The sequence below is a fragment of the Peribacillus sp. NPDC097895 genome, from assembly GCF_050277555.1.
Taxonomy (GTDB): Bacteria; Bacillota; Bacilli; order Bacillales; family DSM-1321; genus Peribacillus.
Genome location: NZ_JBNNSH010000001.1, coordinates 74,646 through 89,495, shown reverse-complemented (window position 1 = coordinate 89,495; position 14,850 = coordinate 74,646). Strand labels below are relative to the sequence as shown.

The following is a 14,850-nucleotide window of genomic DNA, read 5'->3' as shown; positions in this document are numbered from 1 at the left end:
ATTGTTTTTTTGAGGCTCAGCCAATGTCCAGGCCAAACAAAGCATCATGGCCCTTTCGATAGAATTAGCAAGCCACCATCCGTCCCTTGAATTTCATTTTGAGATAAACGCAAGCCCTTCGTCCAGGATCACTTAATGAGGCCATTTCACTTCCCATGCTGCTAAATGCTGTAACCCGTAATCGTGCTTTCCCTTTATGGACGATTAGCTGTTGAAAAAGAATCGTTGCATGATCGATTATCAACGATGTTGTATCCATCTCCGTAGCACACCCCCATTATACCAACCGGTCTATTTGTTACTATAACAAAAAAAGTTCTTTGAATGTAAGTACTTTTTTGCCTCTTTATATAACTCACGATTTAGACATACTATTTTTTACTAATCCAGGAAAATGAACGTTGACATTTTGTATACATGCGTATACATTTAACACAGGAAATATAGTGTATACAATCGTATACACAGAAAGAGGTTTTAACATGAAAAATGAGAAATTCAACGATTTTAAGAAAGATGGACATCACGGTGGTGGGCATAACAAAGGAAAAGACCATGGTTCACACCATCGTGGCCCCAAAACGTTTCGCCGCGGAAGGGCAATTGCTTTTTTAGAAATGATGAATCTTAAACGTTCAACCATTAAGGAACAGTTAGATAAACCAGAATTTCAATCCATTAATCAAATCTTAGTCGGTGAATTAAAAGCCATTGATATGTTAATCAACGAATTCATACAATTATTTGAAATACAAGAAAGTGAAGCTGCCGATAAGAAAAGTGAAGAAGAGGAACCTTTCAATAATGATGGGAAAGGAATGGAAATCAATGAAAAAAATTAACAGTTATATCGATACGGTGTTTAATAACCAAGATGATCTTTTGGAAGAAGTCATTTCAACCATAAAAGAAAACGGTATGCCCTCCATATCGGTATCTCCCTCTTCTGGAAAACTTCTTACTATGCTTATATCGATTTCAGGAGCAAAAAATGTTCTGGAAATAGGAGCTCTTGGGGGCTATAGCGGAATTTGCCTTGCCAGAGGATTCGGTAAAGAAGGAAAATTAACTTCCCTTGAATTAGAGGAGAAATACGCAAAGTTAGCACAAAGTAATTTATCTAAAGCTGGCTTTGGCGACCAAGTTTCTTATAGTACCGGAGCAGCATTGCAAAGCCTTGAAAAACTTGTAAATGATAACAAGAGATTTGATTTTTTCTTTATAGATGCTGACAAGGACAACTATGAAAATTACCTGCAATATTGCATTAAACTGGCGGAATCAGGTGCTTTAATCGTTTCTGATAACGTACTTGCAGGCGGCAGTGTAGCAGACCAGAGTGCCAAACCTAAACATTATACTGAATTAATGAAAAAATTCAATGAAACTGTGGCCAATCATCCTCAATTAGAATCCCTGCTCATTCCAATCGGGGATGGGCTGACCATTTCAAAAGTAAAGAAATGAAGGATTGAAATGGAGTTTGAAGGTATGTAGTGCACGTGTAAGATTGAATCATGGGTAAAACACTTAAATTTACGTGTATATTGCCCTAACTCACGTATATATCGATTAAACTTTCCATTTTATCGCTCAAACTCACGAAGTCATGAAGAAAAATAAAAAAATTTCTATATTCTTGAATGAAAATGATTATTATTATCAATAATAAAATGGAAGAAGGGTAACCAGTTAGATGGTTACCCCCGTTGATTTAAATTTCTGGATCAAATGTTTTGCAATCCGTTTCTTTGCTATTGGATGCTTGGTTCCCTTTATGACTGACAACATAAATAGCATCTGCACTACATTTGTTTCCAGAATCCCAATATTTACAATTATTCACTTCACATAGAACATCTTTTGCCATCGTATCACACCTCCTCATTTGCTATCATTAACAAAATTGAGGTTATTGATACTTTCCTTTTTTAGGTTCATCCATTTTTTTAGCCCCCTAACTCGTATAATGGAGGGCACAATTTCACGAGTAAAGCGCTTTTTCAATGGTTTATGAAAGAATTTCATTCGCATTGCTTGGCGCAAAAAAAACCGGGCAGCTTCCGCCCGGATTTTGTTATCATGCTGATCTTTTCAGTAGTTCTGCTTGCGGGATTTGCCAAAGCTCGCGCCATTTTTTCAAGGCCGAAATGAGTATGACCAAGCCTAGGCATAACATGGTGATTGATAATATTCCATTCAGGATGCTGAATCCTGTTGAATCTGGGTTTAAATATACGTTTTTCACCATCCAGTATCCAGCTACATTAACGGTTACATATAAGTAGGCAAGTGGGATGAGGCATGTCCAGACATACCAACGTTTGTCTGCAATTTTCAAGACGACGGTCGCACCGATGATGAGTCCGATTGAAGCCATAAGCTGGTTGGATACACCAAAGAGTGCCCAGATTGAACCAATATCACCAGAGTAGAGTAGATAGCCCCATATAAAGCAGGCTAATGCACTGGCGAAGATGTTACCCGGTAACCAGTCGACTCTTTTTAATGGTTTATAGAATTCTCCGAAGAAGTCCTGGATCAAATAACGTGCAACACGAGTCCCCGAATCGATGGCAGTTAATATGAAAACCGCCTCGAACATGATGACAAATTGGAAGAAAAATGATGCTAATTTGTCAAAGAAGGGAATTTCGGTAAAAATATAAGTCATGCCGACAGCAAGGGTAACTGCCCCGCCTGTCCGACCTTCAAGATTAATGCCGATTTCTTCACTTAGTTCTTTAAGGTGTACGGTTTCCATCCCTAATGTTTGAAATACTTCAGGTGAGGAGTTAATGGCAAAATAATCTCCTGGTTGCAGGGAAACTGCAGCAATCAATGCCATGATGGCAACTACACATTCTACAAGCATCGCTCCGAAACCAACCGATTTGATATCGCTCCAACGATTTAACATTTTTGGAGTTGTTCCGGACCCAACAAATGCATGGAAACCTGAGATCGCCCCACAGGCAATGGTTATGGAAATGAATGGCCAAACAGGACCAGCGACAATCGGACCTCCGCCATTAATGAATTCTGTAAAAGCAGGAAATTGAATCTCTGGATTCACTACGAAAACGCCTATGATCAATGCGGCAAATACACCGATTTTCATAAATGTACTTAAGTAATCACGTGGTGCGAGCAGCAGCCAAACAGGCAATGCGGCTGCGAAGAACGCATAAATTGGCAAAATGATCGCAAGTGTACTGGCTTCCAGTGTTAATATTTCACCAAGTGCCGTTCCTTGAATGTTCGGCCCAAGTAAAATCGCGGCCATGATAAGCGCGAACCCGACAATGGTCGCACCTTTTAAATTACCCGTTTTTTTATGATAAAGCCCAACACCCATGGCGATGGGAATCGTGATCCCAACAGCAAACGTACCCCATGGATTATTTTCCAAAGCATGCAGAACGACCATTGAAAGTCCTGCCATCGTAATGGTAATGATAAAAAGCATCGCGAGTCCTGTACAAAAGCCTGCTACAGGTCCAAGTTCTTCTTTTGCAACTTCCGATAGGGATTTACCGTCTTTACGCATCGACGCGAAAAGCACCACGGCGTCATGGACGGCTCCCCCGATTACTGCTCCGATTAAAAGCCATAATAAACTTGGCAAATAGCCGAATTGTGCAGCAAGGATCGGACCCACCAATGGACCAGCCGCTGCAATGGCTGCAAAATGGTGGCCGAATGCCACCCATTTATTTGTTGGAACATAATCTTTTCCATCTTCTAATTTATGGGCCGGAGTCGGCTTGGAATCATCGAGTTTTAATACTTTAAGTGCTATGAATGTACCGTATAAACGGTAGGCAATCATTAATATACAAATGGAGCCTATGACGATTGTAACCGCATTCATATTTGAACCCCCTCTATTTCTCACATCGTAAAATGATGATATCACAATGAAAACGGATTCAATGTGTTTTCAATTTATAATGCATATATTGAGGGATGGGCTGCATTATGAAGGAGCTAAAATGCAGAATTATGAAAATTTTTCAAAAACCAATCAGCTGCTTAAGTTCTTTCACATACGTACGGCTTACGGGAATGTTAGATCCGTCACTCATAATGAGGTTATAGGTTGAATTGAACCAAGGCTGTATTTCTGATATATGTGTAACATTCACGATAAAACCGCGATGCACCCGTAAAAAGGAGCGGTTATCGAGCTTCCTTTCTAGCACAATGAGAGGGTCACCCATTTTATATTCATTTTCTTCGGTTTTAATGATCGTCTTTCCTTCTATGAGTCCTATGAATAAAATGGTGTCCCGGTCGATCAAAACGATCCGGTCATCTATGAGTACAGCCAATTTACCTGTCTGTTCTGCCGAGGTTCTTAGAGGAGACTTTGTCCTGGATTCGTCTTCCCCGATTTTACGCAGCTTCACAAGCTTATCCAATGTTTGGCGAATCCTTTTCTCATCAAATGGCTTTAATAGATAATCAAATGCATATAATTCGAAAGCCTGCAGGGCAAACTCGTCATAGGCCGTCGCAAAAATGAGCGCAGGTGCAGGGTCAAGTTCTGCCAATTGCTTCGCCAATTGTAAACCATTGCCCTCTGCCAGCTCAATATCCAAAAAGACAAGATCAGGGTTCAATCGGGGGATATCGCTCATGGCATCTTCTATCCCTTCAGCCTCTCCCACCACTTCAACTTGTCTGCTTCTCTTCAGAAGATATTTCAATTCATCTCTTGCCAGTGGTTCATCTTCTACGATAAATGCTTTCATCATCGTTGACATATACTCCTTTTTCCTTGAGTGGTATTGATATCTTCACTTGTGTTCCGTGTCCGGTTTCACTTTCTATAGTGAGGCTTGCCTGTCCATTATAGATGCCTTCCAGCCGTTCACTAATATTATGAAGGGCAGTTCCTGTACCTTTATTAGATTTTACAGCATTCTTGCCCAATTCATCTAATCTTCCGCTTGAAATCCCTTTCCCGTTATCTTCTACAACAATGCACATCGTATCGTTTCTAAAGTATGCGTGAATGATGATTTCACCTTTGTTTTTCACATTTGGTAACGCATGGTGTATCGCATTTTCTACAAGTGGCTGTAACGTGAATGGGGGTAATAGAACTTCCTTAAGGCTTGGTTCAATGCGATAGACGATATGATATTTATCTGGAAATCGTGCCTGCTCCAGTGATAAATAAGCGTTCACATGCTCTAATTCCTTTTCAAGCGGCACCAGTATTTGCCTGGCCCCTTGTAAATTGCTGCGAAAGAAGGCACTCAACTCCAATAATAAATTTCTTGCTTTCTCCACATCCGTCCGGCATAAAACGGATATCGTATTGATTGCATTGAACAAAAAATGAGGATGGACTTGTGCCTGCAAAGCCTTGATTTCAGCATCTTTCAATAATTTCGTTTGCATTTCCGCTTTGGCAAGTTCCAATTGCGTGGAGAATAGTTTCGCCAACCCCTCCGCCAACTCTTGTTCCACTAGGCTTAATTTATCTGGATATTTGAAATACATTTTCAAAGTCCCAACCGTTTTCTGTTGGACTTGCAATGGCAGGACTACGGCTGCTTCCAATGGACAAGAATCATGGAAACAATAAATATCCTTTCTAGTTTTGGCCACGATGATTTTACCTTGTTCAAGGGCCTTTTTCGTTAAGCCGGTTGCTATTCCCTCCTTTGGGACATGGTGATCGGACGCAGCACCCACATGAGCAAGTACGCTATGCTCATTGGTTATGGCCACGGCATCGGCTTCAGTGAGCTCCAAGATGATTTCAGCTATTTTCTTACAGGAAGTTTGATTCAATCCTTGTCGGAAATAAGGCAATGTCTGATCCGCAATCAGGAAAGCAAGGTTCGTCTGTACGGCCCGTGTCCGCGCTTCGTCCCTCGTAATCGATTGAATGATGAGCATGAATAGTAAAGTCCCAAACCCGTTGATGAAAATCATCGGGAGTCCGATTACTTGTACGAGCTCCCACGCCCTTTCAAATGGTTTGGCCGTAACTAGTATGATCCCCATTTGGATTGCTTCCAACGCCATACAAATGGGGATGGCAAACCATGGGGTGATTGTCCCATGCTTTTGACGCCTTTTCCCCAAAAAACCCGATAAGACACCAGCCAAAATGGCAGCAATGGCACAAGCCCCTGCTGTAAACCCCCCGAGAGAATAACGGTGAAGCCCTGCAATCAAACCGACTCCCAAACCAACAATTGGGCCGCCCAGCAAACCACCGATTGCCACGCCCATGACCCGCGTATTCGCAATGGCGTTTTCGGGTGCTATTTCAGTATGCCAATCCCCCTCTGATATGGCATGATTTCCGATTTCGATCCCTGTATAGTTACTTATGATGCCGAAAGTTCCAAAAAGGGCGATGAGTATGATTTTCTTTGACATTTGTTGTTCATGACCGATCATTTGCCGAAAGGGCTTCATATAAGAAAGCAAGAATGCAGCAATCACGATGATCCCTACTTTTTCAATCAACGACGGTAATAATAGAACCAAATCATTCACCCCTTTACTGGCTTTTTCATTCATCTTACAACAGCAAAGAAATCATTGTCGAATTTTGCTTTAGGTTTAGCTTCTGAATAGGAATGGATGCAGATCCAATGCTCCAGGGAGTTCACTATTCACTAACCCCAAATTCATCACTTCGCATATCTTCAACTGTCTCTTCCGGAGACTAGTGATAATCTCATTACTTTGGTGCTGCACTGTTCCCAACAGGCTATGTAAAATCTTTCAATTTCTTTGTTTATATTAGGTTTAGTACTTATCATTATCGCTCAAATTCAAATAGAGAACATTGGATGGACGAAAATAATAAGACTACTGGTATATACAGAGGTTCATAAAAAAATGAGGGTAGACTGTTCAGAATCCACGAAAAAAACCCCTTGTATCCATTAAGAATACAAGGGATTCACAAGATTATTTAACTGTTACAGGCTTATAGTGTCCGGGTATGCTTTTGGCTGAAATGGCCAATCGGTTCCAGCCGTTGATCGTGATGATTATGGTAACGAGATCGATATATTGTTTTTCATCAAAATGAAGGCGTACCCGTTCATATAGATCGTCTGGTACACCGTTTGCCGAAATGGTCGTGACCGCCTCTGTCAATTCTAGCGCTGCCCTTTCCGACTCTAGATAGAATGGTGATTCACGCCAAGCACTCAAACAGTAAATTCGTTGTTCAGTTTCGCCCATTGCCCGGGCATCCTTTGTGTGCATATCCAAGCAGTACGCACAGCCATTGATTTGAGAAGCACGAATTTTAATCAATTCGATTAATTTACCATCAATTCCCGTCGTTTTCTTGTACTCCTCCAATTCAATCATTAATTTGACTACTTCCCGATTCGTCTTCATGTAATTAATGCGTTGTTCCATGTATATCTCCTCCATTAAATCGTTTTAGGTTCCACTTATAAGACAAAATAGAAGATTGATTTGTGACATAAAAAAAGAGAGCCCACATTTGAGCTCACAGTCTATCCTTATTAGGGAACGGGAATATGATCTAATTTATCCGGATTTGAAACAATAAAGATTTTCTGGATATTTTGTTGTTTTGAATCTAGTTCAAAGCAGATGACTTTGATGGGATGCCCGTCTTTTACTTGTAATATCCCTTTCTGACCATTGACCATTACTGGAAGCAATTCTCCTATGAAGCTTCCTTTAGCGGAAATTCCTTTAAGAAAGGAGGAGACACGCTGTTTATTTACAATTGGATTTAATGCAGAAATCACTTTTCCTCCGCCGTCAGTCACAAGTACAACATCTTCCGTAAGAATATCCAAAAACTCCTCAAAGTTCCCTGTCGTAGATGCTTTAATGAATTTTTTTGCCAAAAGATCGACTTGTTTAGTATCCTCCGGATGCACTGGCATATCATTCTGTAATTTCCGCTTAGCCCTGCTGTAGATCTTTCTGCAGTTCACTTCATTCTTTTCGAGCATCTCGGCAATATCCTCATAGTTGTAAGCAAATGCTTCTCTAAGTACGAAAACAGCTCTTTCAACAGGTGAAAGTTGTTCCAGTAAAACGAGGAAGGCATAAGCAACCGTTTCATCCGTTACAACCTTATCCAAAGGCTGCTCTGTTTCGTTTACCCGAGGTTCAGGCAACCAAGGTCCTGTGTAAACCTCCCTTCTCTTACGGGCTGAACTTAAAAAGTTCAGACAGCGATTTGTCGTCATTTTCGCAAGATATGCTTTCATGTCCTTAATTTGTTCTGTATCAAGCTTAAGCTGCAGGAATAAATCATGAACGATATCTTCTGCGTCGGTAACAGATCCAAGCATCCGGTATGCGATGGAAAAAAGAAAAGGTTGATATGTCTTATATAATGTATCCAACTCCACTTGCTTCACCTATTTTCTATCAAATTTGTAGAATGACATTTCCTTTGGATATGATGTAATTCAAGTTATAGTTTTCATTATCTCCCAAATGTCGCTGATATGTATCTGATTTTTGATGCCCGTTGTTTTCTAGGATTGCATAGATTAGCAACTAAGATACACTCCATGCTTGAGGATATGAAGAACAATCAAGATTCGAACGGATGACACCTTCCATAACTATTCTCTAAGCCAATCATTTATCCTTCTTCACCTGATTAATTCAAAAAAAGAGCAGCCAAAGAGCTGCTCCCCATCGTTCTAATTCTGTTTATCCAGATATACATCCATTCACCACTTATCATTCCATAAATGATAAGTTTTAGTACCTAATGAAATCAGCTATTAATATAAATACCGCACCTATAACGATCCATATCGCTAACAAGGGCCAGAAAAATTTTACCCATTCTTGATATTTGATTTTAGAGACTGCTAAACTTCCCATAAGCATGGCAGAGGTAGGGAGAATGCAGTTTGATAGACCATCTCCTAACTGATAAGTGAGGATGGTCGTTTGTCTTGTAACACCGATCAAATCGGAAAGTGGTGTTAAAATCGGCATGGTCGTTGCTGCCATACCCGTTCCTGAAGTAATGAACACATTCATGATGGTTTGAAATATATACATGCCAAGAACTTGGATCGAACTAGGCAAATGGCCTACAGTTGCGGCAAGTCCGTTAACCACCGAATCAATGACATGTCCTTGCTCTAGCACCACGACTACTCCCTTTGCAAGCCCAACAATAAAGGCTCCGAATGTAATATCCCTTGCCCCCTGTACAAACTCGCTTGCAATTTTGCTCGGACCATATTTTGATAAAAACCCAACAACAACACCTAAAGATAAGAAAAATGCAGCTAATTCTTCCATCCACCAGCCTTTTTTGGAAACGCCCCAAATCAAGAAGCTAAATCCTATCAACACGACAATAATCGTTAAGTAATGTCTAGGATTCATGGAAGATAAAGAGGATATATCCAAATTCTCATGCTTTTCTTCTTTTTCTAAGTCATACACAATACCGGCACGTGGATTATTCTTCACTTTTTTTGCATATCTAATGATATAAATGCTCGTGACAATTAATAATACAACCAAGATGATCCCACGTAACCACATCCCGGAGAACATCGGAACTTCAGCAATGGCTTGAGCAATTCCTACATTGAAAGGATTAAGAAGACCAGCTGTAAAGCCTACTGCTGCACCGAGCATCACCATGGCAGTTCCAGTCATGGCATCATAGCCTAATGACCTTGCAATCGCAATGCCAATTGGTACAAACGCCATGACTTCAGCCGACATGCCAATGGTGAATCCCCCTATTGAAAATAAAGTTAAAAAAATAGGAATAATGACAATTCCTTGGTTCATGAAAGTCTTTCCAACCCTTGCAGCCACGGCCTCAATCGTACCTGTGGAATTAATGATTTGAAATACTCCGCCGACAATGAAAATAAAGAATACAGTATCACTTGCATCAATAAGGCCATGTACAATGGCTAAAGGAATTTCAAATATGCCAATGGGGTTGTCCTCTACCGAATGGTACGAATTCTCGACTACTACCGTATTCCCTGTTTTTTTATCTTCCACTCTGTCAAACTCACCTGCGGGCACTAAATAGCTTAATGCTGCTGCAACTAGGATCATACAAATAATAATGACAAATGTGTGTGGCATTTTCATTTTACTTTTTTTGAATGGGGGTTCACTCTTTATTTTTTCAGCACTAGCTTTACTCACTTTTTGTACCACCTTTTACATTATTTTTACCTGGATCCCCCGCAAAACGGAATCTTCCCTTATCTTCATTTACATGATTTATTAGCTTTCCAGACTTCGAACTCTTCTCGAATTTCATGAATGTATTGAGGGTTCATACATACTTCATATGCCGTCATTGCTAAAGCCTTTGCTGCTTTATTTAAACCGATCATCCCCTTCTCTGAAGCTGCTGCTTGTACAAACTCCGGAGTATGGGTGATTGCGTCATCCGTTATTTTGATGTACGGATGAATCGTTGCAGTTACTTGTCCAACATTACCAATATCAGATGAACCGATTCCTCCTTTTGCAGGCGGGTCGCATACTACCTCCCCTAACATCTCTAGATTGTCTTTAAATAAGGCGGCTAGTGCTTTATTATTATTTCGTTCCGCATATACGAGACCTTCGGTTATCTCGATTCTTGCACCTACAGCTTCTGTAGCATGACGAGCTGCAGCATATACTTTCTCACGAACGACATTTAATTCTTCCACAGTACTGGCTCTCAGTAAAAACTCAGCCTCGCAATAAGCAGGAACTACATTTGTTGCATCCCCGCCTTTTGTTATGATTCCATGGATTCTTACATCATCTTTAAAAAACTGACGCAACGAATTGACGGCAACAAAAGTATTAATGACTGCATCCAGAGCACTAATTCCTTTTTCGGGAGCAGAAGACGCGTGTGATGCTTTTCCATGAAACGTAAAGGATGCATCCACACATGCTAATCCACCACGTAATACCATGGTCTGTTTTTGCGGATGACACATCATGGCTACATCCACATGATCGAAAACCCCATCCTCTACCATTAAAATTTTCCCTCCGCCTTCCTCTTCTGCAGGCGTCCCTAATACGATGATTTTCCCCGGAAGGTCAGGGTGGGCATCTTTCAGTGCCAATGCTGCGCCAATGGCTGATGTCCCAATAATATTATGGCCGCATCCATGACCAAGCCCTGCCAGTGCATCATATTCAGCTAAAATGGCAATCGTCGGACCACCAGGGTGCCCCTCCCATGTTGCCCTGAATGAAGTTTCTAAATTTGCAATACCTTTTTCAATCGAGAAGCCTGCTGTCTCTAATGGCTCCATCAACCATTTCATTGCCTCGTATTCATGGAAACTAAGTTCTGGATGAGCATGAATCTTTAATGCAAGCTCACGTAATTCAGCATCACGGGCGTCAACCGCGGATTGAATCGATTTCTTTCCTTCCACTACATGCATTGACATAAATATACAACCTCCAAAAAATTCAGAAAATTAAGTGTTTCTTTTTTATAATATTACGTTCACTTTATTGATAAGTAAAATTAAGGTTTTTTTATGAAACTAAAAAAAATTTTTATAGTTTAAATAATAATCATCATGAATATTTATAAATTCATTGGTCACAAACACAAAAAGGAGAACAACCAAAAGTAGGTGTTCTCCTTTGTATATATATGTTAGTAAAATAGCTTTTTGATCTCACTCACAAACTTGGAAACACTGGCTAATTGTAAGGATGATTGTCGGTATAGCATCCAAGTTCTTCTTTTTAGTTCTTCACCATTTTTTAAAACCAAATCATGGGAGTACAAGCCATCATTTTTTTGTAGAAACACACGGGGAATAATGGAATACCCAAGCCCTCTTTTTACCATTTCCCTGCATGTCTCATAGCTATCTACTTGCATCATCATGAAAGGAGGTGATGTAAACCTTTCATTCCACCAATAGTCTATACCTTTTTCAGAGGGAATTTGCGATATATTTCTATATTTTAGCAAGACATTCGGTTCTTTGCGATTAATCATCGGAAATTCTGGAAGGCTATCAACAGGTATCTCATCTTTTGAAATGATGCATATTTTTTCTTCCGCCAGAAGATACTTTTCATCGAACCATTCATAATCGCCTTTTACAATCGCAACATCAATCTCCCCTTGGATGAGCAATTCCATCATTTCCGTACTAAAGCCCGTATCAACATTTAAATGGACCATAGGATAATTGACCATGTACTCTTCTAAAATGGAAGGTAGGTTATAAAGCCCGAAATGGCTGCTTATGCCTAATTTCAAACTCCCCTTCGTTTCACTTCCCATATTCAATACATATTCTTTTGTATGGCGCAAATCGATGAGTATTTTTTTCGCATAGCTTACCAAATATTCACCAGCAGGAGTCATTTTAATATTCTTTCCATTTTTGGACAATATCTCTGTCTGAAATTCCTTTTCAATTTGTCTTACGCGATACGTTAAGGCAGGCTGGGTCATGTAAAGTCGTTCTGCAGCTTTTGTTAGATTCTGATCTTTATATAAATATTGCAAAATTAAACAATCTTTTTCATCCATACGTTTTCGCCACCCCTAATAGTTTCGCATCCTAATAATCAACGGTTTCAGCGATCCTCTATCCTTCTATGTAAAGAGTTATGCCGCCCCCCTTCCCTCATATTAGCTCAGGAATTGTTCCAAGATTAAATCGGTTGTCATGATGAGCTTCAATCGTTTGTAAGAAGCTTTGCATGGAGTTTGTCATATAAGCATCTTTACGGTGTATGAAGATAGTCGAGATATTGCCGAATTCTTCCGGAATTGCATGCACGTGCACTTTTTCATTGGCTGCAAGGTGAGTTACCGCTGATTGTGGTACGAGGGTAATGCCAAGGCCCAGTGTTACGCTGGTTAAGATTGTTTCCAATACATTGAACTCCATGATCCTTTTGGGCATCACTTCTTCTTCTTTCAGCCATTGTTCCAGTTTATGGCGATATCCACAACCCTGACTGAATACTAAAAATGGTTCTGTTATTATTTCTTCAAGGTCAAATGTTTCATTTCTTGTAACTAATACAAGTTTTTCAGTACATACATCGTATGGCTGAATGAGCGGATGTTTAATTGGTCCTGTAACAAAAGCGCCATCCAGCCTATGTTCGATGACATCTTTAATTAGGTCTTCGGTTAATCCCGCCTTTATGGATAAATCGACATTTGGATACTGTTTATGATAAGAGGCTAGAATCATAGGAAGGCCGCTGACCGTTTCAACTGTACCGATGTTCAATATCCCTGTAGGTGTTTCACTATCCAGGAATACTTGCTTGAGTTCTTCCACATCAAGCAAAATTTTGTTTACATACTCCAGCATTTTTCTAGCTTCTGCAGTTAAAGACATACCACGTTTATGTCGATTGAATAAAGGCGTCCGTAACTCCTGCTCTAAATGCTTAATCCTCGCCGTTACATTGGATTGGACGTAATTCAACTCAACAGCCGCCTTACTTACGCTTCCATATTTAGCGACGCACTGGAATATTTGTAAATCCCGCATTTCCAAAAAAGTGACCCCTTTCTCAACTATCATTAATAATGATGATTATATTCATTTTAAGTCATTTTACATGATAATGACTTTATCATAAGGTGTGTATAGGAATTTAATCAATCATTATTTTTGAAGGGAAGCTTTTATGAAAAAAAATCAAGTTTTAATCGGTGCACTTTTATGTTTGATAGCCAGTATTTCTTGGGGAGCCATGTTTCCAGTTGCAGAAAGGGCCCTAATGTATATTGATCCTTTTTATTTCTCTTTTCTGCGATATTTAGCTGTTAGCGTAATTTTAGGGATATTGCTTTTAATTAAAGAGGGGAAGGAGTCATTTAGCCTGGAAGGGAAAGGTAAGAAATTATTGTTTTTTGGAACGATGGCGTTTACTGTATACAACTTTCTCATTTTCGCCGGTCAAGACTTACTGGGACATAACGGGGTAATTGTTGCTTCCATCATGGAATCATTAATGCCCATGATTTCAATTTTAATAATGTGGGTTTTCAAAAATGCCAGACCCATGAAATATACCATCGCCAGCATGTTCCTTGCCTTGATCGGGGCCATTCTTGTCATTACCAATGGCAACATATCATTCCTATTTTTATTGAAAGATAGCATCATCCCTATCCTTTTCATTCTTATCGGGGTTATAGGATGGGTTATTTATACGATGGGCGGCGACCAATTCAATGGATGGTCAACACTCCGCTATTCGACTTTAACGTGCATTTTAGGAACAACTGTGTCCGCAATCATAACATTCTTCGCAACTGCAATGGGCCTGTCAGTCCCTACAGCAGAGGTTATGCAATCCATTTATGGCGAGATGATTTTCATGATTATTTTTCCCGGTGCCATAGCCCTTCTAAGCTGGAATTTAGGTATTAAACTTCTAACGCCGATCAACGGGATCCTATTTATCAATTTAGTTCCAATAACCACGTTGGTCATCGTTTTTATCCAAGGAAAATCACTATCATCATTCGAATTACTGGGAACTTTTTTAGTGACATATGCATTGTTTCAAAACAATTATTATCAAAGAAAAAACTTGCCTTCCCAAGTTGAGAAATTGAATCCAAGGAAATTGAAAAAAATCATTTAATTAAAGGTACACAACATTAATAGGAGGGCAACAATGGATTTATTAACGCTTATACTAATCTTTGGATTAGCTGTACTATGGGAATTGGCCACGATTAATAAGAATGTAAAAAAAATGAATAAGCAAAATGCAGAATTAATTAATCTATATCATGATAGAAGTAAAAGAATTCAGTAATATGGACTTTTGGCAAAACCGTGTCTGTAAGCAAAAGAA

Annotated in this window: 15 protein-coding genes; 4 read left to right on the top strand and 11 right to left on the bottom strand. The window is 39.7% G+C overall.

The genetic code is table 11. The features are described 5' to 3' along the window. Nucleotides 1-64: 64 nt before the first annotated feature. Complete coding sequence (locus ACQKMH_RS00400) at nucleotides 65-259, bottom strand: hypothetical protein (protein ID WP_427585573.1); 195 nt, start codon at nucleotides 257-259, stop codon at nucleotides 65-67. A 223-nt stretch (nucleotides 260-482) separates the two neighbouring features. On the opposite strand from ACQKMH_RS00400, the gene ACQKMH_RS00395 reads away from it, so the two are divergent. Together ACQKMH_RS00395 and ACQKMH_RS00390 are read left to right on the top strand one after the other, a co-directional pair. After that, nucleotides 483-842 (top strand): hypothetical protein, encoded by a 360-nt coding sequence (locus tag ACQKMH_RS00395; RefSeq protein ID WP_427585572.1) that lies wholly within the window; start codon nucleotides 483-485, stop codon nucleotides 840-842. Further along, a complete protein-coding gene (locus tag ACQKMH_RS00390) occupies nucleotides 829-1,467 on the top strand; it encodes an O-methyltransferase (RefSeq protein WP_427585571.1) in 639 nt (212 codons plus the stop codon). The genes ACQKMH_RS00395 and ACQKMH_RS00390 overlap by 14 nt, the downstream gene beginning before the upstream one ends. Before the next feature lie 247 nt (nucleotides 1,468-1,714). Here the strand turns inward: ACQKMH_RS00390 and ACQKMH_RS00385 are convergent, their stop codons facing one another. From ACQKMH_RS00385 to ACQKMH_RS00340, 10 genes are all read right to left on the bottom strand, one after another. Next, on the bottom strand, nucleotides 1,715-1,870 hold the full coding sequence (locus ACQKMH_RS00385) for a DUF1540 domain-containing protein (RefSeq protein WP_065310844.1): 156 nt from the start codon (nucleotides 1,868-1,870) through the stop codon (nucleotides 1,715-1,717). 210 nt (nucleotides 1,871-2,080) lie between these two features. Continuing rightward, on the bottom strand, nucleotides 2,081-3,874 hold the full coding sequence (gene cstA, locus ACQKMH_RS00380; RefSeq protein ID WP_427585570.1) for a carbon starvation protein CstA: 1,794 nt from the start codon (nucleotides 3,872-3,874) through the stop codon (nucleotides 2,081-2,083). A gap of 142 nt (nucleotides 3,875-4,016) precedes the next feature. Further along, nucleotides 4,017-4,760, bottom strand: a complete 744-nt coding sequence (locus tag ACQKMH_RS00375) for a LytR/AlgR family response regulator transcription factor (protein ID WP_427585569.1) — start codon at nucleotides 4,758-4,760, stop codon at nucleotides 4,017-4,019. Next, complete coding sequence (locus tag ACQKMH_RS00370; RefSeq protein ID WP_427585568.1) at nucleotides 4,732-6,516, bottom strand: LytS/YhcK type 5TM receptor domain-containing protein; 1,785 nt, start codon at nucleotides 6,514-6,516, stop codon at nucleotides 4,732-4,734. The genes ACQKMH_RS00375 and ACQKMH_RS00370 overlap by 29 nt, the downstream gene beginning before the upstream one ends. Nucleotides 6,517-6,945: 429 nt before the next feature. After that, complete coding sequence (locus tag ACQKMH_RS00365; protein WP_230160672.1) at nucleotides 6,946-7,407, bottom strand: carboxymuconolactone decarboxylase family protein; 462 nt, start codon at nucleotides 7,405-7,407, stop codon at nucleotides 6,946-6,948. 110 nt (nucleotides 7,408-7,517) lie between these two features. Further along, entirely contained in the window at nucleotides 7,518-8,384 is an 867-nt protein-coding gene (locus tag ACQKMH_RS00360; RefSeq protein WP_427585567.1) for an RNA polymerase sigma-70 factor, read from the bottom strand. 361 nt (nucleotides 8,385-8,745) lie between these two features. Beyond that, nucleotides 8,746-10,176: a YfcC family protein gene (locus ACQKMH_RS00355; protein ID WP_427585566.1), complete on the bottom strand. Its 1,431-nt coding sequence runs from the start codon at nucleotides 10,174-10,176 to the stop codon at nucleotides 8,746-8,748. Between the two features lie 65 nt (nucleotides 10,177-10,241). Then, entirely contained in the window at nucleotides 10,242-11,438 is a 1,197-nt protein-coding gene (locus ACQKMH_RS00350) for a M20 family metallopeptidase (protein WP_427585565.1), read from the bottom strand. 215 nt (nucleotides 11,439-11,653) lie between these two features. Continuing rightward, on the bottom strand, nucleotides 11,654-12,547 hold the full coding sequence (locus tag ACQKMH_RS00345) for a LysR family transcriptional regulator (protein ID WP_427585564.1): 894 nt from the start codon (nucleotides 12,545-12,547) through the stop codon (nucleotides 11,654-11,656). Nucleotides 12,548-12,644: 97 nt separating this feature from the next. Beyond that, nucleotides 12,645-13,535 carry a LysR family transcriptional regulator gene (locus ACQKMH_RS00340; protein WP_427585563.1) on the bottom strand — a complete coding sequence of 297 codons (891 nt, stop codon included), beginning with the start codon at nucleotides 13,533-13,535 and terminating at the stop codon, nucleotides 12,645-12,647. 133 nt (nucleotides 13,536-13,668) lie between these two features. Here ACQKMH_RS00340 and ACQKMH_RS00335 point away from each other — a divergent pair, with 133 nt between their 5' ends. After that, nucleotides 13,669-14,634 carry a DMT family transporter gene (locus ACQKMH_RS00335; RefSeq protein WP_427585562.1) on the top strand — a complete coding sequence of 322 codons (966 nt, stop codon included), beginning with the start codon at nucleotides 13,669-13,671 and terminating at the stop codon, nucleotides 14,632-14,634. A gap of 33 nt (nucleotides 14,635-14,667) precedes the next feature. After that, nucleotides 14,668-14,811, top strand: coding sequence for a YrzO family protein (locus tag ACQKMH_RS00330; RefSeq protein WP_427585561.1), 144 nt, complete (start codon nucleotides 14,668-14,670; stop codon nucleotides 14,809-14,811). Nucleotides 14,812-14,850: the final 39 nt, after the last annotated feature.

What these genes read in the sequence shown, in the direction of transcription:
- ACQKMH_RS00335 (WP_427585562.1), top strand. Translation starts at nt 13,669, where the DNA reads ATGAAAAAAAATCAAGTTTTAATCGGTGCACTTTTATGTTTGATAGCC.
- ACQKMH_RS00395 (WP_427585572.1), top strand. Translation starts at nt 483, where the DNA reads ATGAAAAATGAGAAATTCAACGATTTTAAGAAAGATGGACATCACGGT.
- ACQKMH_RS00345 (WP_427585564.1), bottom strand. Translation starts at nt 12,547, where the DNA reads ATGGATGAAAAAGATTGTTTAATTTTGCAATATTTATATAAAGATCAG.
- ACQKMH_RS00385 (WP_065310844.1), bottom strand. Translation starts at nt 1,870, where the DNA reads ATGGCAAAAGATGTTCTATGTGAAGTGAATAATTGTAAATATTGGGAT.
- ACQKMH_RS00350 (WP_427585565.1), bottom strand. Translation starts at nt 11,438, where the DNA reads ATGTCAATGCATGTAGTGGAAGGAAAGAAATCGATTCAATCCGCGGTT.
- ACQKMH_RS00330 (WP_427585561.1), top strand. Translation starts at nt 14,668, where the DNA reads ATGGATTTATTAACGCTTATACTAATCTTTGGATTAGCTGTACTATGG.
- ACQKMH_RS00400 (WP_427585573.1), bottom strand. Translation starts at nt 259, where the DNA reads ATGGATACAACATCGTTGATAATCGATCATGCAACGATTCTTTTTCAA.
- cstA (WP_427585570.1), bottom strand. Translation starts at nt 3,874, where the DNA reads ATGAATGCGGTTACAATCGTCATAGGCTCCATTTGTATATTAATGATT.
- ACQKMH_RS00375 (WP_427585569.1), bottom strand. Translation starts at nt 4,760, where the DNA reads ATGATGAAAGCATTTATCGTAGAAGATGAACCACTGGCAAGAGATGAA.
- ACQKMH_RS00390 (WP_427585571.1), top strand. Translation starts at nt 829, where the DNA reads ATGAAAAAAATTAACAGTTATATCGATACGGTGTTTAATAACCAAGAT.
- ACQKMH_RS00365 (WP_230160672.1), bottom strand. Translation starts at nt 7,407, where the DNA reads ATGGAACAACGCATTAATTACATGAAGACGAATCGGGAAGTAGTCAAA.